Below are 15,797 nucleotides of genomic sequence, written 5' to 3' on the forward strand. Positions count from 1 at the left end.
CCGCGGGACCGGATTCGCCGATCTCAGCCCGCGAACGCCCCCGAGACGAGATCGTCGAAGCGCTCCAGCTCCTCCGCCGGGCGGTCGATGCCACGCAGCGGACCGTGATCCACCAGGTGCCTGTCGGCGTAGAGGCGGGCCACCAGAGCCTTGCGGGAGCCGTACCCGGACCGCTCCTCCCAGCCCGCCTGCTCCAGCAACACAGCCGCCGCGTAGACGTCCGCCATGAACTGGGCCAGCGGGAACAGCCGGGCCTCCGCCACCGGGGCGTCCAGGGAGGACCAGGCGGTGATCGCCTTGCGGAGGTCGTCGATCCTGCCGCGGACCAGATCCGCGGTCGCGGGATCGCCCGGCGGCGCCTGGCCGACGGCGGCCTCCAGCCGCTCCAGGAACGGCTCGTGGGCGCTCTCGCGCAGCATCGCCCGCCGTACGTCCAGGCACAGGATGTTGTCCCCGCCCTCCCAGATGGGGTTGACCTGCGCGTCGCGCAGGAGCCTGGCGACGGGCCACTGCTCGATGTAGCCGTTGCCGCCGTGGATCTCGACGGCGTCGCTCGCCGCGGTGACGCCGAGCCGGGCCGCGCGCAGCTTGATGATCGGGGGCGCGAGCCTGAGCCGGGGCCCGCAGTGGCCGTCGAAGACCAGCGCCTGGGCCGCCTCGACCTCGACGATGAGCTCGGCGAGCTTGCGGCGCATGAGCGGCTGGTCGATGAGGCGCCTGCCGAAGGCCTCGCGCGCGCTCGCGTAGCAGATCGACTCCACCAGCGCCCGGCGGGCCACGCCCACGCCCATCATGGCCACGCCCAGCCGGGAGGCGTTGGTGAGCTTCATCATCGTGCCCAGGCCCGAGCCGGACCCCTCGCCGGCCAGCAGGAAGCCCTCCGCACCGGCCAGCTCGACCTCGGCGGAGGCCACCGAGCGGGTGCCGAGCTTGTCCTTCAGGCGGCGGATCTTCACGGCGTTGCGCGACCCGTCGCGCCGCTCGCGCAGCACCAGGAACGGCTTGATGTCGCCCTCGGGCAGCCGGGCCAGCACGACGAAGGCCGAGCCGCCCGCGTTGGAGGCGAACCACTTCAGCCCGGTCAGGCTCCAGGCGTCGCCGTCCGGGACCGCGGTGGTCTCCAGCGCGGCCAGGTCCGAGCCGCCGGTGCGCTCGGTGAACATCTGAGCGGCCTCGCCGGAGTAGAACCCGTTGGCGAAGATCGCGCGGACCCGGGCGCGGACGTCCTCGGGCGCGTACTTCTCGGCCAGGCCGACCACCATGTCCCCGCCCGTGCCGAGCGCGCAGCCCATCCCGATGTCGGCCTGGTCGAGCAGGTACGTCCAGGCGGCTCCCAGCGCGACCGGGTCCGCGCCGTTGGCCCGGGCCTGGTCGGCGAAGCCGGGCGAGGTGAAGTTGTTCGCCATGAGCGCGTCCCTGGCCCGCTCGAAGGAGGGCGGCATGACGACCTCGCTGACGTCGCGCCCCCACCGGTCGTAACGCTCCAGCCGGGGCGGGTTGCGGTCGGTCTCCTCCGCGCAGCGGGCCACCAGGCCGCCCATGAGCCCGCCCAGCTTCTCCAGGTACGGCTCGGCCCAGGCGTAGCCCTCGCCCAGGTGGCGGCGCATGAGCAGCTGGAGGGCGGGGTCGGCGGTCCACCAGTTGCGCCCGGCCGCGCCCTGGTAGCGCTCAGTCGCGTAGCGATCGCTGCCGTCGAACGGTTCGATGAGATAGCGGCCCATGGCGCGAGTGTTACATATACTCGACACGCGATGGAAGAGCGTAATACCCTCAGTGCCCGCTCGGCCGTGCTCAGCGCGCTGCTCGGCTCCCACCCGCCCCGGCTGAGCGCGCGCCACCTGGTGCGCATCGGCGAGCTGTTCGGCATCGCCGAGGGCACCGTGCGGGTGGCGCTGTCGCGCATGGTCGCCGCGGGCGACCTCGTCCAGGACGACGGCCGCTACACGCTGTCGGAGCGGCTCAAGGAACGGCAGGCCCGCCAGGACGAGAGCCGCGACCCGCACACTCGGCCGTGGGACGGCACGTGGGAGATCGCCATCGTCACCGCCGAGCGCCGGGCCCCCGCGGACCGGGCGGCGCTGCGGGACACGATGACGCGGCTGCGCCTGGCCGAGCTGCGGGAGGGGGCGTGGATGCGGCCGGCCAACCTGGTCAGGTCGTGGCCGGAGATCGTGCCGGCCCAGTGCACGCTGATCGAGGGGCGGCCGCGGCGGGACCCCACGCCACTGCTGTGGGACCTGGAGGGCTGGGCCGCCGAGGCACGCCGTCTGGAGCGCGCCCTGGCCTCGGCCGGCGAGAGCTCGCTGGCCGAGGGCTTCCTGCTGTCCGCCAAGGTCCTGCGCCACCTGCTGAAGGACCCCCTGCTGCCGGCCGAGCTGCTGCCGCCCGGCTGGCCGGGGGCCGAGCTGCGCAGGACCTACGACGCCTTCGACCGCGCCTACCGCGAAGTCCTGGCCCGGCACCTCACGGACTGACCCTCACAGGGGGACGCCTCACAAGAGGACCCCTCACAGGGGGACGCCGAAGATCGCCCGCCGGTTCCTGAACTCGGTCACGCTCCACAGCCGCCCGTCCTGGACCGTGAGGTCCTCCGGCCCGATCACCCACGGCCGCACGGCAGGCGGCTCCCCCGGCCGCCCGACGACCAGCCGCCCGTTCCTCTGGTTGCGCGCGCCCTGGCTCAGGTACCACCTCTCCCCGACCGACACCGCCCCCTGCACCATCTCCACGCCCAGGTGGAAGGCGTCCCGGGGCTCGCCGGAGGCGAGCGTCCCGTCGCCGCCCAGGTCCCACCGCGCCACCCGCCCGTTTCCGTGGCCCTCGCGGTACTCCCCCGACGCCAGCGTGCCGCTGTCGCGGTCCACCCCCACGAAGGAGAAGACGGCGTCCTTGCCCCCGGCCAGCCAGAAGTCGGTCTGCGGGATCACGTACCGGTACCCGAAGGCGTGGAAGCGCCCGCCGTGGCGGCCGACGCGGGCCGGGTCGCCCAGGTCGGGCTGGGCCGTCCGCAGGTCGAGGATGTTGTTCAGGTCGAACACCCGCAGCCCCCGGCCGGTGTCCGCGACGTAGAGCAGGTCGCCGACCCACCCGCAGCCGCCGGCGTGGATGTCGATGGGCCCGTAGGAGCCGTCCGGCTTGGCGTCCACCAGCAGGCAGTGCCGGTACCTCAGCGTCCGCGGCTGGAGGAAGGTGAGGCGGATCCCCCGCTCGGGCACCGGCGGCTGGGGCTTGAAGTACCAGGTCACCGCGAACACCGGCACCCCCGCCTCGCCGGAGTCGGCCGAGCCGGTCAGCCCTTGCGGGTACCAGTCGGCGGTGTCCTGGTCCTCGGCGTCGAAGGCGTACCAGTCCACCGGCCCGGGCTTCATGGTCCCGATGAAGCCGGCCGCGCCCCGCCGCACGGCGGTCCGGTTGGCCTGGGCCACCACCGCCTCCACCGCCGTGGCGCCGATCTCGCCGGCGAGCTTGGCCGCCCCTTCGGCGAAGCCGCCCGTCGCGCGCCGCAGGACGAAGGGCGTCCTGTCGGCCGCGGTCATCCCCGTTGTCGTCATAACCGCTTGGACGGGCCAGGCGGCGGCGAAGTTTCCTCCCCTTCCCCTACCGCCACAGGTGCACCGGCACCCCCGACAGCGCGTTCTCGCGGTAGGCCCGCACCAGCCGGCCGGCGTCGCCCTCGAACCTGCCCTCGAACCTGCGCTGCCAGGCCGCCCCGGTCTGCCCGGTGAGGACCCGCTGCCGGACGGTGTCCAGCGCGCGGTCGACGTCCGAGGGCACCACCCCGGCCTCCAGCAGGGCGGCCCTGGCCTGCGGCAGCAGGGTGAGGATCAGGTCGGGGGCCAGCGTCTCGCCCGTCCGGCCGGGCCAGGAGAGCTTGGCCTCCAGGCCGTGCATCGCGGCGCGGTAGAAGTTCTGGTAGGCCTCGCCGAACCGGTAGACGGTCAAATCGCGCTCGGCCTCCGCCAGCGTGAGCCCGAGCAGGAAGGCCGTGTTCGCGGTCATGTCCGCGCAGGTGGGGCCGGCGGGCAGGGCGCGCATCTCGATCCTGAGGTGCCCGCCGTCCGCCGGGTCGTAGACCGGCCTGTTCCACATCCAGACCGTGCCCATGTGCAGCCGCAGCTCCTCCAGCCGCGGGATGCCGCCCCGCCGTACCCGCTCCCGCTGGTCGGGCGCTTCGGACAGGGCGGGCAGCACGGGCTCGTAGTCGCGCACGCAGCGTTCGAAGACCTCGTGCGCCCCCTCGCGCACCCAGTCGGAGCCGAAGGTGACGCGGCCGTCCTTGCGATACAGGCGGCCCACGTCGCGGTCGTCGGCCGCCTCCTCCATCAGGGCGATCCTGGTCTCCTCCCACAGCTGCCGGCCCAGGAACAGCGGCGAGTTGCCCGAGGCCGCCAGCACCGGGCCGATGGCCAGCTGGGCGGCGTTGTACAGGCGCGCGAAGCGCTCGGGCGGGGTGCGCAGGTGCACCTGCCAGGAGGTGTTGGCGGCCTCGAGGATCACGTCTTCGACGACCAGCTCCAGATCGTCGATCCTGACCACGAACGGCTCCAGCCGCACCCGGCGGATGCCGCGGCTGAGCGCCCGGTAGCGGGCCTCGTCGGTCATGGTCTGCTGGGTGAAGTCGCCGGTGCCCAGCGTGGGCAGGATGCCGATCGGCAGCGCGCCCCCGCCCAGCCCGCCCGCCACCCGGTCCACCAGCCGGACGATCTCCTGGCTCTCCGCGCCCAGCCGCTCGAAGGGGGCGCCCGCGAGCGGGACGGGCGTGAGGTTGGCCTCGACGTTGAACCGGCCGAGCTCCACGGTCAGCCGGGGGTCGCCGGCCGCCTCCAGCAGCTCGCGGTTGCGCGGCAGCGGCTGGCCCGCCGCGTCGACGAGGAACAGCTCCAGCTCGGCCCCGACCGTCGGCGGCCCCTGGCCGAAGCCCGGCCGGTCGAGCAGCTCACGCAGCGCTTCGAGCTGCTCCTCCAGCCGTTCGCCGAAGCGGGCGAACTCCGCCTCGGAGAAGCGTTCTCTGTCCAGCTCCTGTCCCATGCCTCCCCTCTGTCCCCACGGAGGGCGTCGACACCTACCAGGGCAAAGAACCGTCGTCCTGCAGGTAGGCACCGGTCGGGCCGTCCTCGTCCAGGGTGGCCAGCCGTACGGCTATCGCGGCCCCCTGGGCGGCGGTCCGGTGGCCGCTGTGGCCGTTGAGGTCGGTGGCGCAGTAGCCGGGGTTGGCGGCGTTGACCTTGATCGAGGTGTCCCACAGCTCCTTGGCGTAGGCGACGGTGATCATGTTGAGCGCCGACTTGGAGGAGTTGTAGGCCATGTAGTTGTGCGGCCACCAGGGGGATTCGGGGTCGCGCGCCAGCGTCAGCGACCCGAGCTCGCTGGACATGTTGACGATCCGCGCCGCCGGGGCCCGGCGCAGCAGCGGCAGCGTGGCGTTGGTGACGGCGACCACGCCGAAGACGTTGACGTCGTAGATCTGCCGCAGGACGTCGACCGGCGTGGCGCTGGGCCGGGGATCGTCCTGCCAGACGACGATCCCGGCGTTGTTCACGAGGATGTCGAGCTTGCCGTACTCGGCCTCCAGCCACTTGGCGGCGGCCTCGACGGTGGCGGGGTCGGTGACGTCGAGCCGGACGTACGGCTGGCCGAGCCGTCGCGCGGCGTCCCGGCCCCGCTCCTCGTCGCGCGCTCCGATGACGGCGGTGATGCCGAGCTCGCCGAGCTGCCGCGCGATCTCGAAGCCGATGCCCTTGTTGGCGCCTGTGATGAGAGCTGTCTTCATGCCTTCGAGGCTGCGGGCGGGGCGAGCGGACCGGGAGAGACCCGCTCATGCTGGGATCGGCGGTACCACCCTCGCGGGGTGCCCGCGGCGCATCATGGAGTCATGAACCGTCAGGAACTGGCCGCCTTTCTCCGCAGCCGCCGGGCCCGGCTCCGCCCCCGGGATGTCGGGCTGCCCGAGCAGGGGAACCGGCGCACCCCGGGCCTGCGCCGCCAGGAGGTCGCCCAGCTGGCGGGCATGTCGATCGACTACTACATCCGGCTGGAGCAGGGCCGCGGCCCGCAGCCGTCGCGTCAGGTGCTCAACTCCCTGGCCCGCGCGCTGGTGCTCACCCAGGACGAGCGGGCCCACCTGTTCCGCGTGGCCGGGCAGCCGGTGGAGTCCACCACGCGCCGCCGCGACGTCCCGCCGAGCGTGCTGCACCTGATCTCCTTCCTGGAGGAGGTGCCCGCCTACGTGCTCGACGCCGCCTACACCATCGTCGCGGCCAATCCCATGGCGAACGCGCTCATGGACGGCGTGATGGAGCAGCCGATCGAGCAGCGCAACGTCATCCGCTGGTGCTTCATGGCGCCCGACATCGCCGCCCACCTGGACGACGAGGAGCGGGGCCGCTTCGCCCGAGCCTCGGTGGCCGACCTGCGCGTGGCCGCCGGCCGCTATCCGGACGATCCGGAGATCCAGGTGCTGGTGGCCGAGATGCTGGCGTTGAGCCCGGAGTTCGCGCGGCTGTGGGCCGAGCATGAGGTGGAGGTCCGCAGGATGCAGCGCAAGACGATCCACCACCCGGCGGTCGGCGAGATCCACGCGATCTGCCAGGTGCTGCCCGTCCCCGACCGCGACGACCTGCGCCTGGTCCTCTACACCACCGAGCCGGGTTCGCCCTCGCACCTGGCGCTGCGCAGGCTCCGTGAGCTGATCGCGGCACGCTGACCTCTACGCTCGTCCCATGCGCGCTGTGGTGTTCGACCGTTTCGCCGGCGATCTCGACGTCCGTGAGGTGCCCGAGCCCTCCCCCGCCCCGCACGGCGCGGTCATCCGCGTGGAGGCCACGGGGCTGTGCCGGAGCGACTGGCACGGTTGGCAGGGCCACGACCCCGACATCACCTCCCTGCCCCACGTGCCCGGCCACGAGCTGGCGGGCGTGGTGGAGGCGGTCGGCCCGCTGGTGCGCGGCCGGCGTCCCGGCGCCCGGGTGACCGTCCCGTTCGTGTGCGCCTGCGGGTCCTGTACGGCCTGCGCCTCCGGCGACCAGCAGGTGTGCGAGCGGCAGACCCAGCCGGGCTTCACGCACTGGGGGTCCTTCGCCGAGTACGTGGCGATCGACCACGCCGACGTCAACCTCGTCGAGCTGCCGCAGGACATGCCCTTCGCCACCGCGGCGGCGCTGGGCTGCCGCTTCGCCACGGCCTTCCGCGCCGTGGTCCAGGTGGGGGGCGTCCGCCCGGGCGAGTGGGTGGCCGTCCACGGCTGCGGCGGCGTGGGCCTGTCGGCGGTGATGATCGCGGCGGCGGCCGGCGCCCGCGTGGTCGCCGTGGACGTCAGCCCCGAGGCGCTGGAGCTGGCCCGGCAGGCGGGGGCCGCGCACCTGCTCGACGCCGCCGACGGCCACGCCGCCGACCGGGTGCGGGAGCTGACGGGCGGCGGCGCGGACGTCTCGATCGACGCGCTGGGCAGCGCGCCCACGTGCGCGGCGTCCATCCTCGGGCTGCGGCGGCGCGGCCGGCACGTCCAGGTCGGCCTGCTGCCGGGCGGGCAGACGCCGGTGCCCATGGACCGCGTCATCGGCTACGAGCTGCGGGTGCTCGGCAGCCATGGCATGGCCGCGCACGCCTACGGGCCCATGCTGGAGCTCATCCGGGCCGGGACGCTCCACCCCGAGCGGCTGGTCACGCGCACGATCGGGCTGGCGGAGGCAGGCGAGGCGCTGGCGTCGATCGGGTCGGTGCCCGGGGTCACGATGATCCTCCCCCGGGCCTGACGATCAGGGCCGGTACGGCGGGGCGACACCCCAGCCCCAGCGGGGCACCGGCGCGTCCTTCACGACGGCGGCGCCGGGCTGGGAGTTGTGCAGGGCCAGCCGGGTGCCCCATTCGACGTAGCCGGCGAAGGCGGCGCGGAACTCGGGGTCGCCCGGCAGGCCGGCCTCGTCGGCGGCGTCCATGAGGAGGTCGACCCAGCGGCGGCGCTGCTGCTCGGTGATGGCCTTGCCCAGGTGCTTGGCGAGCATGTGCGGGTAGCCGCCGCGCTCCCTGGTGTAGCGGTCGGGGCCACCGAACACCTCGCCGAGCCACATGGCCACGTAGCGTGGGTGGTCGGGGTCCATGTGCGCGAACAGCGGCCCGACCAGCTCGTCCTGCTTGACCTTCGCGTAGAACGCCTCGGTGAGCCGCTCGAACGCCTGCGCGCCGCCCGCCCACTCGTACAGCGTCGGCACCGGTTCATTGATCATGTAATTATGTAATCATCCTCATGGCCGTGGCCGCAAGGCCGCAAACGCCGTCACCTGGTGATCCCACGGGAGGTCATGGGTATGCCCCCAAGCATGATCTTCTGGAGGCGCTTGGTGGAAATAGCGGTCATGACCCTTCTCGCCCTTCCCGTCACCGCCGTCGCCACCTCCCCGGCGGCGGCCGAGCCGCGCAAGCAGCGCCAGGCCGAAGCCGCCGCGCTCGCCCGGCGCATGCTGGCCCAGCTGAAGGTCTCCCGGCCGCTGTCCATCCGCGGCTACAGCCACCGGCGGTTCCAGCCCCGGTGGGCGCACCACAAGGGCAGGTGCGACGTGCGGGAGGTGGTGCTGGCCCGCCAGGGCCGGGGCGTGCGCAGGAACGCGAGCTGCCATCCGGTCAAGGGCCGCTGGTACAGCCCGTACGACGGCAAGTGGCTGAAGAGCGAGAAGCTGGTCGACGTGGACCATGTGGTGCCGCTGTCCTACGCCTGGCGCTCGGGGGCCAGCAGGTGGAGCCAGGCGCGGCGGCGGGCCTTCGCCAACGACCTGACCCGCCCGGAGCTGGTCGTGGTCAGCCACTCGGCCAACATCGCCAAGGGTGGCCAGGGCCCGCAGAGCTGGCGGCCGCAGCGCCGGCGGTACTGGTGCCGCTACGCCGTCTCATGGATCACCGTGAAGCACCACTACCGGCTCTTCGTCACCCGAAAGGAGAAGGTGGCGCTGCTCAACATGCTCCGCACCTGCGGACGGTAGCGGCCCTCGCGGCTACAGCGTGATCGCGTTCTTGGCGTGCTCGAGGGGCTCGTCGAGGCCAGGCCGCGCGTCGTCGCGGCGGCCATGGAGCAGGCCCAGGCGGCCACCGGGCAGCCGGACCAGGAGCGGGCCGACGCCCAGATGGGCGCCGTGGACCCGCGGCGGCTGCCGACCTTCGCCGAGGTGCCGGCGAGCCTGCCGGCCGAGGGCTACGACCTGGACCTGGACGAGTTCTTCGAGTTCGGCCTGCGGCCGCTGCTCGACGGCGTCGAGGCGCTCATCGCGCGACGCGGAACCACAGGTTGACCGCGTGCGGCGCCTGGGTCACGGCCAGCCGTTCGAGCCTGACGGCGGTCCCGCCGGGGTGGTCGAACAGGCGGACGCCGTCGCCGAGAAGGACGGGGGCGACGCACACCAGAACCTCGTCCAGCTCGCCCGCCTCCAGGCACTGCCGGGCGACGTCGGCGCCGATGACGTTGACGTACCCGCCGCCGGCCGCGGCCTTCGCCGTGTCGATGGCGGCGCGCAGGTCCGTGGCGAAGGTCACGCCCGGCACCGGGCCGGCCGGCGGGCGGTGGGTGAGCACGACCTGCGGCCCCTCCCAGCCGCCGCCGAACGCCTTGCCCTCCCGGCCGGGCTCGCCCTTGTAGGCGTCGTCGCCGCGGAAGCTCCGGTTGCCCACGAGGAGGGCGCCGACCTGGGGGACGAGGTCGTCGACCGTGGGGTTGGGGCCGAGGTGCTCGCGCAGCCACGCCATGGAGCCGCCCGGCCCGGCGATGAACCCGTCGAGCGACATCGTGGCGGAATACAGCAGCTTGCTCATGATGGACCCTCCGTCTGTTCAGGCAGCTACGAGCAGTCCTCCATGTGACGGCGGGCCGGGCGGAAACTCATCGGTCTCATCGGCTGGTCTCATCGGTGCGGGCTCTGCCACCCCGGCGGCAGGCCGAAGAGCGCGAACAGCCGGGGTTCGTGGAAGGCGACCGCCTCCGCGACGAGGTCGCTCTCGATCCGCAGCACCGAGATCGCGAAGGCCCGGTGGCCGGGGTCGTGCCGGCCCCGCACGTAGGCCGCCACCGCCGGCTGCCCGTTGGCCCGGGTGGGGACCATGCGGAAGCGGCCCACGTAGTCGGGCGAGCGCGGATCCCAGCCGGCCGCCAGGGCCGCCAGCACCGCCTCGCGCCCCTGGAACCACACCGGCCAGGGCGGCATCGAGGTCCGCACGTCCTCGGCCAGCAGGGCGGCGACCGCGGCCAGGTCCGCGCGTTCCATCGCGGCCATGTAGCGTCTCAGCACCGCGCGCTCCCGGTCGGTGGGCCGGGCGGCCGGCGCCCAGTCCGCGCGGCGCTCGGGAAGGCGTTCCCGCAGCGTCGCCCTGGCCCGCTGCAGGGCGCTGGTGACCGAGGCCACGCTGCTGTCCAGCAGGTCCGCGACCTGCCTGGCGGGCCAGCCGAGGACGTCGCACAGGATCAGCGCCGCGCGCTGGCGGGGCGGCAGGTGCTGGATCGCGGCCAGGAACGCCAGCTCGATCGTCTCCCTGGCGACGATCGCGGCCTCCGGCTCGCTGTCGCCGGGTTGCCACAGCCGGTCGGGAAACGGCTGCACCCACGCGACGCCGGAGCGGGCCGGCAGGGGCGCGAGCGGATCGGACGGCCCGGACAGGTCCTGGGGAAGCACCCTGCGCGCCCGGCCGTCCAGGGCGTCCAGGCAGGCGTTGGTCGCGATCCGGTACAGCCATGCCCGGAAGGTCGAGCGCCGCCTCGTCGCCCGCCGCCGCCGCGGTCAGCAGGGCGTCGTCGTCCTGGACGGAGGAACCGTGCGTGGAGCCCACCTCCCCATCCTCCCAGGGGACCGGGGTCCTCCACGAAAAACGCTTGCCCCGCCCGGACGCCGCTGACAGCATCTCCGCCATGCCTGTCTTCTCCGCCCACGACGGAACCGGCCTCGCCTACCACGTGCTCGGAGAGGGCGCGCCGGTGGTCTGCCTCCCGGGCGGTCCCATGCAGGACTCGGACTACCTCGGCGACCTCGGCGGCCTGTCGGCCCACCGGCGGCTGATCATGCTGGATCCCCGGGGCGCAGGCGGCTCCGCCGTACCCCAGGACACCGCCTCCTACCGCTGCGACCGGCTCGTCGGCGACGTCGAGGCCCTGCGCGAGCACCTCGGCCTCGACCGGATCGACCTGCTCGCCCACTCCGCGGGAGCCAACCTCGCGGTGCTGTACGCGGCCCGGCACCCCGAGCGCGTCGGCAGGCTCGCCCTGATCGCGCCCAGCACCAGGGCCGTCGGCATCGAGGCCGACGGGGAGTCGCGGCTGGCGGTCGCGCGGCTGCGCGAGGGCGAGCCCTGGTACGGCGCCGCCTTCGCCGCCCTGGAGGCGATCATGTCCGGCAACGCCACCGGCCACAGCCGCAAGGCCATCGAGCCCTTCTTCTACGGCCGATGGGACGCGGCGGCCCAGGCCCACCAGGCGGCCCAGGACGGCCGCCGCAACGAGGAAGCCGCCGCCGCCTTCGGCGCCGAGGGCGCCTTCGACCCCGCCGCCACCCGCGCGGCCCTGGCCGGGCTGGCCGCGCCGGTGCTGCTGCTCGCCGGAGAGGTGGACCTGAACACGCCGCCGAGCGCCGCGGCCGGCTTCGCCGCGCTGTTCCCGGACGCCGAGTTCGTCGTCCAGCCGGGGGCCGGGCACTTCCCGTGGCTCGACGACGCCGATCGGTTCGTGGCGACGACCGCGAGGTTCCTGGGATAGGGCCGCCCGGTTCGCCGTCGGCGGTGAGCGGACGGGCGACGGCTACTGGCACCTCCTCCTCAGACCGGCGGCACGTGCGTGAGTCAGGCCCGAGCCGGGCCGAGGATCGCCTGGAGGGCCCGAGACAGCCGGGCCGACGGGTCGGTGTCGTCGAAGGCGCGCCAGGCGACGACCCGGTCCGGGCGGACCAGGACCGCGCCGTGCGCGGGATGGCCGCGGTGGCGCGTCCAGGTGGAGCGCGGGTCGAGCAGGTCGCCGTCCAGGTGGCCGACGCGGACGGCGTCCAGCGGCCATGTACCGGACAATTTGCCCGCGGCTGCGCACCAGTCCTGGCCGTCTTCGCCCGCGATGAGCAGGAAGCGGCCGGGCCGCACGAGGTCGTGGGTGGACAGGCGGCGGCCGTCGTCGTCTTCAAGCCAGGCGTGCGGCAGTGGATGGCCGGGGCGGGCGCACGGCTGGTAGAGGCGGATGGGGTCGGGGTTGTCCGGGTCCGGGGTGCCGTCGGGGACGACGGCGGCCGAGGCGTAGGTGTAGCCGTACTCGATGTTGTGCTCGTTGAACTCCATCGACTGGCCGGCGATGGCGCGGCGGACCCGGCGGGCGTGCCCGGCGTCCTCGGGCAGGCCGCTCCACAGGCGGCGCATGTGCCGCCAGTTCGTCTCGGCGTCGGCGCCGGAGGAGATGCCGGCGGTCTGGGCGGTGACGATGTGGTTGAGCGCGTTCTCGACCGAGCGTTGCACGTTGCGCGCGGCAACCGGCCTGCGTTCGGGCTCGTAGGTGTCCAGCAGCCGCTCGCCGGCCTGGCCGAAGACCACGAGAGCGAGCTTCCAGGCCAGGTTGGCTGCGTCCTGGATGGCGGCGTTCAGGCCCAGGCCGCCGGTGGGCGGGTGGCGGTGGGCGGCGTCGCCGAGCAGGAAGACGCGGCCGTCGCGGAAGCGGTCGGCGACCACGCCCTCGATGGACCAGCGGGTGACGAGGTGCACGGCAAGCGGATGTTCACCCAGGCCCAGCGCGGCGCGCAGGTCGGCGATCACTTCCTCGTCGTCGAGGCCGCGCGGGTCGTCGCCGGCATAGTTGAGGTGGACGACCCACTCCTCGGAGTCGGGGCCCCAGCGGCCGGGGCCCATGGGGACCATGGTGGCGCCGCCCCCTGTGTGCGGGAGGACCAGCCAGCGGATGAGCACCTCGGGGTCGCGGGCCCAGGCCGACAGGTCCGCCGTCAGGTGGACGGAGACGATGCGGGCCAAGTCGCGGGCGCCGTCCATGCGGATGCCGAGGTGCCTGCCGACGGTCCTGCCGCCGTCGCATGCCAGCAGGTAGCGGGCGCGCACCTGGTAGGACCGGCCGCTGTCGCGGTCCAGGACGGTGGCGGTGACCCCGTCGGCGTCCTGGGTGAAGACGGTCAGTTCGTGGTGGAAGCGGACGCGGCCGGGGGCGAGTTCTTCGGCGCGGGCCTTGAGGACGGGCTCCAGCCTGATCTGCGGCAGGTTGGTCGGGCGCTGCGGGCTGGCGGCGGCCCAGTCGGGGGACAGGCCCCCGCAGCCCCAGGATTCGATCAGGCCGAAGCGCCTGCCGTAGTCGTCGGCCGGGCCGGCGAGACCGGCGTACCAGCCGGAGTAGCGCATGTGCTCCGGCGGGGTGCCGCGCTCGTAGACGGTCTCGGCGATGCCGAGGGCGGCGTAGATCTCCATGGTTCGCTGGTTGAGCAGGTGGGCCTTGGGCAGCGCCGAGGTGGTCGGCAGCGCACTGACGAGCAGCGAGTCGACGCCGAGGCGCGACAACAGCATGGAGGCGGTCAGGCCGGCGCCACCGCCGCCCACGATCAGCACGTCATGCATGGGGTGTCTCCTTGAGACGGGGGAAGAGCGCGTGGGCGTTGCGGTGGTTGATGTCCGCGTCGTCGGCCCAGGTGGTGAAGTAGGCGACGGCCGGTTCCGGCGCGAAGGGCCAGTCGCTGCCGTACAGCACGTGACCGGGCTTGGCGAAGGCCAGCAGGGAGGGCAGCGCGGCGGGGCTGGAGGACAGGGCCGTGTCGAAGTAGAAGCCGCTCAGGTCGTCCAGGATCTGGTCCAGGTCGCGGCCGGTCTCGGCGAACAGGGTGATCGCCAGCCGGTGCGCGGCGTACGGGACAAAGCCTCCGGCGTGGGAGAGGATGAAGCGGATGTTCGGGAAACGCCGTGGCACGTCATGCCTGACCAGGGTGAAGGCGGCACGGGTGGTGTCGAGCAGGAAGTCGGCGGCGAACGGCGGGATGCCCTCCATCACCGGCCCGGGCAGCTGGGCGGGGTGGACGAAGGCGACGGCGGCGTGCTCGTCCAGCACGGCCATGAGCGGATCGAAAGCCGGATCCCCCAGATAGACACCTTGGCTGTTGGCCAGCAGCATGACCCCGTCGGCCGCCAGCTCGCCCAGCGCGTGCCGCGCCTCGGTGATGGCGGCCGCGACGTCCGGCAGGGTGAGCGTGGCGAAGAATCCGAACCGGCCGGGATGCTCGGCGGCAAGCCGTGCGCCGCATTCGTTGGCCTGCCGGGCCACCGACGCGGCGTCGGCGCCGTCGTCCAGGTACGCGCCCGGCGTGGTGAGCGACAGGATGGCGGTCGCGATGCCCTGGCGGTCCATCAGCTCTAGCGCCTCGGCCGGGCTCCACCCCGGCAGCGGCCGGCCGCCGGGCGCGTCGACGCCGTGAGAGCGCAGCCACCGCGCGTACGGCTCGGGAATCATGTGCTGATGCACGTCGATCCGTGCTGTCATGTCTGCTCCAGGTAGCTCGCGCCGTAGACGCGCTCGACGGTGATCTCCAGGACGACACGGTTCATGGTGGCCAGGTCCGCGTCGCTCATCAGCTCGACCGGCCGCCCACCGATGCGGGACCAGACGAGGGCGGTGTCGGCGCCGATGCCTGTGCTCCGGATCCGGGCGGCGCCCTCCAAGGTCACCGAGGGGTACGGCGCAGCCGTGCCGACCACGCACAACGAGGCGCGGCCGGCGCGTTGCACGTCCCCGGCCTTGCCCCGCGCGGGTTCGGTGGAGATGAGCAGGCGGTTGCCGTCCAGCGCGAAATAGACGACCGACTGCCGCACCCCGCCACCGGGCCGGGTGGTGGCCAGCACGCCTACCGGGCGCCGGGTGAGGAAGTCGCGGACGACGGGTTCGATGTGGCAGGTCATGAGCCGTGCGCTCCCGCCATGAGCGCGGCCAGGTCCTCCGGTTCGATGAACGACGGCGGCACCGGCGGCCCCCAGCTGTAGAGGATGCGCATGTCTTCGAAGACCTCGGGCTTCCAGATCGCGTCGTCGACCACGCAGTCCAGGTCGCTGTAGTACTCGGAGAAGGTGCCGGCGGGGTCCTTGAGGTACCAGAAGAAGTTCGAGCCGATGTGGTGCCTGCCCAGGCCCCAGACGTGGCGCTCCGGGTGACCCTCCAGCATGCGGTGCGCGCCACGGCCGATCTCGTCGACGTCCTCGACCTCCCAGGAGGTGTGGTGCAGATACGGCACGGGCGCGGGCTGCACCAGGAGGTTGTGGTGGTCGGCCGAGCAGCGCAGGAAGGCGGCGATGCCCGGCACCTCGTCGCTGACCTTGAAGCCGAGGCCCTCGGTGAACAGGCGCCGGCTGGCCTCCTGGTCGGTGGAGCCGAGCACGACGTGGCCGAGTTTGCGGGGCCGTACCGGCTCTTCCCGGAGTACGGCGGGCGCGCGGGCGTCCACGCGCTCAGCCCGGCCGGGGCCGTTGAAGGCGGGCGCCGGCGCGGGCTCGCGGCTGATCCGCCCGGCGACCGACACCCGCACGCGCACCCTCGTGCCGGGGTCCGTGACGCAGCCGTCGGCGTCCAGCGCGAGGTCCAGCCGGGCCAGGCTCGCGGTGATGCGGCCGATGTCGTCGGGGTCGTCGACGCCGACGCCCAGCTCGACCAGTCGGCGGGTGGATGCGTGCACCAGGCGCAACTGCTCGCCGCCGTCGACGGTGGCGAAGGCGTTCCCGCCCGTGGGGGTGAGGCCGAAGTCGGCGTAGTAGGCGGCGGTCTCGGCGAGGTTCGATACGCCGATCGTGACGGTCGTCAGGCGGTGAAGTGCCAT

Annotated in this window: 16 protein-coding genes and 1 pseudogene; 6 read left to right on the forward strand and 11 right to left on the reverse strand. The window is 73.5% G+C overall.

The window, feature by feature from the left end; genetic code table 11:
* Positions 1–23: 23 nt before the first annotated feature.
* On the reverse strand, positions 24–1,721 hold the full coding sequence (locus BSB02_RS18875) for an acyl-CoA dehydrogenase family protein (protein ID WP_084960324.1): 1,698 nt from the start codon (positions 1,719–1,721) through the stop codon (positions 24–26).
* Positions 1,722–1,751: 30 nt separating this feature from the next.
* On the opposite strand from BSB02_RS18875, the gene BSB02_RS18880 reads away from it, so the two are divergent.
* Positions 1,752–2,474 (forward strand): PaaX family transcriptional regulator C-terminal domain-containing protein, encoded by a 723-nt coding sequence (locus BSB02_RS18880; protein WP_084960325.1) that lies wholly within the window; start codon positions 1,752–1,754, stop codon positions 2,472–2,474.
* A gap of 33 nt (positions 2,475–2,507) precedes the next feature.
* Here the strand turns inward: BSB02_RS18880 and BSB02_RS18885 are convergent, their stop codons facing one another.
* The 3 genes from BSB02_RS18885 to BSB02_RS18895 all read right to left on the reverse strand — a co-directional run bounded on the left by BSB02_RS18885 (position 2,508) and on the right by BSB02_RS18895 (position 5,770).
* Positions 2,508–3,536, reverse strand: coding sequence for a hypothetical protein (locus BSB02_RS18885; RefSeq protein WP_084960326.1), 1,029 nt, complete (start codon positions 3,534–3,536; stop codon positions 2,508–2,510).
* 61 nt (positions 3,537–3,597) lie between these two features.
* Positions 3,598–5,028, reverse strand: coding sequence for a glutamate-cysteine ligase family protein (locus tag BSB02_RS18890; protein WP_084960327.1), 1,431 nt, complete (start codon positions 5,026–5,028; stop codon positions 3,598–3,600).
* 34 nt (positions 5,029–5,062) lie between these two features.
* On the reverse strand, positions 5,063–5,770 hold the full coding sequence (locus BSB02_RS18895) for an SDR family oxidoreductase (RefSeq protein ID WP_084960328.1): 708 nt from the start codon (positions 5,768–5,770) through the stop codon (positions 5,063–5,065).
* A 102-nt stretch (positions 5,771–5,872) separates the two neighbouring features.
* Here BSB02_RS18895 and BSB02_RS18900 point away from each other — a divergent pair, with 102 nt between their 5' ends.
* Together BSB02_RS18900 and BSB02_RS18905 are read left to right on the forward strand one after the other, a co-directional pair.
* Positions 5,873–6,703: a helix-turn-helix transcriptional regulator gene (locus BSB02_RS18900; protein WP_084960329.1), complete on the forward strand. Its 831-nt coding sequence runs from the start codon at positions 5,873–5,875 to the stop codon at positions 6,701–6,703.
* Positions 6,704–6,719: 16 nt separating this feature from the next.
* Entirely contained in the window at positions 6,720–7,751 is a 1,032-nt protein-coding gene (locus BSB02_RS18905; protein WP_084960330.1) for a zinc-dependent alcohol dehydrogenase family protein, read from the forward strand.
* Positions 7,752–7,754: 3 nt separating this feature from the next.
* Here the strand turns inward: BSB02_RS18905 and BSB02_RS18910 are convergent, their stop codons facing one another.
* Positions 7,755–8,222: a group II truncated hemoglobin gene (locus tag BSB02_RS18910; RefSeq protein WP_084960331.1), complete on the reverse strand. Its 468-nt coding sequence runs from the start codon at positions 8,220–8,222 to the stop codon at positions 7,755–7,757.
* A 129-nt stretch (positions 8,223–8,351) separates the two neighbouring features.
* Here BSB02_RS18910 and BSB02_RS18915 point away from each other — a divergent pair, with 129 nt between their 5' ends.
* Positions 8,352–8,972, forward strand: coding sequence for an HNH endonuclease family protein (locus BSB02_RS18915; protein ID WP_240506511.1), 621 nt, complete (start codon positions 8,352–8,354; stop codon positions 8,970–8,972).
* Between the two features lie 36 nt (positions 8,973–9,008).
* Positions 9,009–9,278 carry a TetR/AcrR family transcriptional regulator C-terminal domain-containing protein gene (locus BSB02_RS18920; protein WP_084960333.1) on the forward strand — a complete coding sequence of 90 codons (270 nt, stop codon included), beginning with the start codon at positions 9,009–9,011 and terminating at the stop codon, positions 9,276–9,278.
* Here the strand turns inward: BSB02_RS18920 and BSB02_RS18925 are convergent.
* On the reverse strand, positions 9,250–9,795 hold the full coding sequence (locus BSB02_RS18925) for a dihydrofolate reductase family protein (RefSeq protein ID WP_084960334.1): 546 nt from the start codon (positions 9,793–9,795) through the stop codon (positions 9,250–9,252). The two genes, BSB02_RS18920 and BSB02_RS18925, sit on opposite strands and share 29 nt — an antisense overlap.
* Positions 9,796–9,884: 89 nt before the next feature.
* A pseudogene (locus BSB02_RS18930) lies at positions 9,885–10,721 on the reverse strand (RNA polymerase subunit sigma-70); the annotation flags it as partial.
* A 161-nt stretch (positions 10,722–10,882) separates the two neighbouring features.
* Between BSB02_RS18930 and BSB02_RS18935 the strand changes: the two are divergent.
* Positions 10,883–11,722, forward strand: coding sequence for an alpha/beta fold hydrolase (locus tag BSB02_RS18935; protein ID WP_084960559.1), 840 nt, complete (start codon positions 10,883–10,885; stop codon positions 11,720–11,722).
* Between the two features lie 83 nt (positions 11,723–11,805).
* Here the strand turns inward: BSB02_RS18935 and BSB02_RS39750 are convergent, their stop codons facing one another.
* From BSB02_RS39750 to BSB02_RS18950, 4 genes are read right to left on the reverse strand one after another with little or no spacing between them, the layout of a single operon-like run.
* Positions 11,806–13,560 carry an FAD-dependent monooxygenase gene (locus BSB02_RS39750; RefSeq protein WP_143590873.1) on the reverse strand — a complete coding sequence of 585 codons (1,755 nt, stop codon included), beginning with the start codon at positions 13,558–13,560 and terminating at the stop codon, positions 11,806–11,808.
* Positions 13,553–14,473 carry an amidohydrolase family protein gene (locus BSB02_RS39755; RefSeq protein ID WP_143590875.1) on the reverse strand — a complete coding sequence of 307 codons (921 nt, stop codon included), beginning with the start codon at positions 14,471–14,473 and terminating at the stop codon, positions 13,553–13,555. The genes BSB02_RS39750 and BSB02_RS39755 overlap by 8 nt, the downstream gene beginning before the upstream one ends.
* On the reverse strand, positions 14,470–14,889 hold the full coding sequence (locus BSB02_RS18945; protein ID WP_084960336.1) for a pyridoxamine 5'-phosphate oxidase family protein: 420 nt from the start codon (positions 14,887–14,889) through the stop codon (positions 14,470–14,472). The genes BSB02_RS39755 and BSB02_RS18945 overlap by 4 nt, the downstream gene beginning before the upstream one ends.
* Positions 14,886–15,797: a VOC family protein gene (locus BSB02_RS18950; RefSeq protein ID WP_084960337.1), complete on the reverse strand. Its 912-nt coding sequence runs from the start codon at positions 15,795–15,797 to the stop codon at positions 14,886–14,888. The genes BSB02_RS18945 and BSB02_RS18950 overlap by 4 nt, the downstream gene beginning before the upstream one ends.

Source organism: Thermoactinospora rubra, assembly GCF_002093975.1.
Lineage (GTDB): Bacteria > Actinomycetota > Actinomycetes > Streptosporangiales > Streptosporangiaceae > Nonomuraea > Nonomuraea rubra_A.

Excerpts from the sequence above, each read along its gene's own strand:
- BSB02_RS18945 (WP_084960336.1), bottom strand. The coding sequence starts at position 14,889 with ATGACCTGCCACATCGAACCCGTCGTCCGCGACTTCCTCACCCGGCGC.
- BSB02_RS18895 (WP_084960328.1), bottom strand. The coding sequence starts at position 5,770 with ATGAAGACAGCTCTCATCACAGGCGCCAACAAGGGCATCGGCTTCGAG.
- BSB02_RS18905 (WP_084960330.1), top strand. The coding sequence starts at position 6,720 with ATGCGCGCTGTGGTGTTCGACCGTTTCGCCGGCGATCTCGACGTCCGT.
- BSB02_RS39755 (WP_143590875.1), bottom strand. The coding sequence starts at position 14,473 with ATGACAGCACGGATCGACGTGCATCAGCACATGATTCCCGAGCCGTAC.
- BSB02_RS18885 (WP_084960326.1), bottom strand. The coding sequence starts at position 3,536 with ATGACCGCGGCCGACAGGACGCCCTTCGTCCTGCGGCGCGCGACGGGC.
- BSB02_RS18915 (WP_240506511.1), top strand. The coding sequence starts at position 8,352 with ATGACCCTTCTCGCCCTTCCCGTCACCGCCGTCGCCACCTCCCCGGCG.
- BSB02_RS18910 (WP_084960331.1), bottom strand. The coding sequence starts at position 8,222 with ATGATCAATGAACCGGTGCCGACGCTGTACGAGTGGGCGGGCGGCGCG.
- BSB02_RS18935 (WP_084960559.1), top strand. The coding sequence starts at position 10,883 with ATGCCTGTCTTCTCCGCCCACGACGGAACCGGCCTCGCCTACCACGTG.
- BSB02_RS18880 (WP_084960325.1), top strand. The coding sequence starts at position 1,752 with ATGGAAGAGCGTAATACCCTCAGTGCCCGCTCGGCCGTGCTCAGCGCG.
- BSB02_RS18900 (WP_084960329.1), top strand. The coding sequence starts at position 5,873 with ATGAACCGTCAGGAACTGGCCGCCTTTCTCCGCAGCCGCCGGGCCCGG.
- BSB02_RS18950 (WP_084960337.1), bottom strand. The coding sequence starts at position 15,797 with ATGGCACTTCACCGCCTGACGACCGTCACGATCGGCGTATCGAACCTC.
- BSB02_RS18925 (WP_084960334.1), bottom strand. The coding sequence starts at position 9,795 with ATGAGCAAGCTGCTGTATTCCGCCACGATGTCGCTCGACGGGTTCATC.
- BSB02_RS18875 (WP_084960324.1), bottom strand. The coding sequence starts at position 1,721 with ATGGGCCGCTATCTCATCGAACCGTTCGACGGCAGCGATCGCTACGCG.
- BSB02_RS18890 (WP_084960327.1), bottom strand. The coding sequence starts at position 5,028 with ATGGGACAGGAGCTGGACAGAGAACGCTTCTCCGAGGCGGAGTTCGCC.
- BSB02_RS39750 (WP_143590873.1), bottom strand. The coding sequence starts at position 13,560 with ATGCATGACGTGCTGATCGTGGGCGGCGGTGGCGCCGGCCTGACCGCC.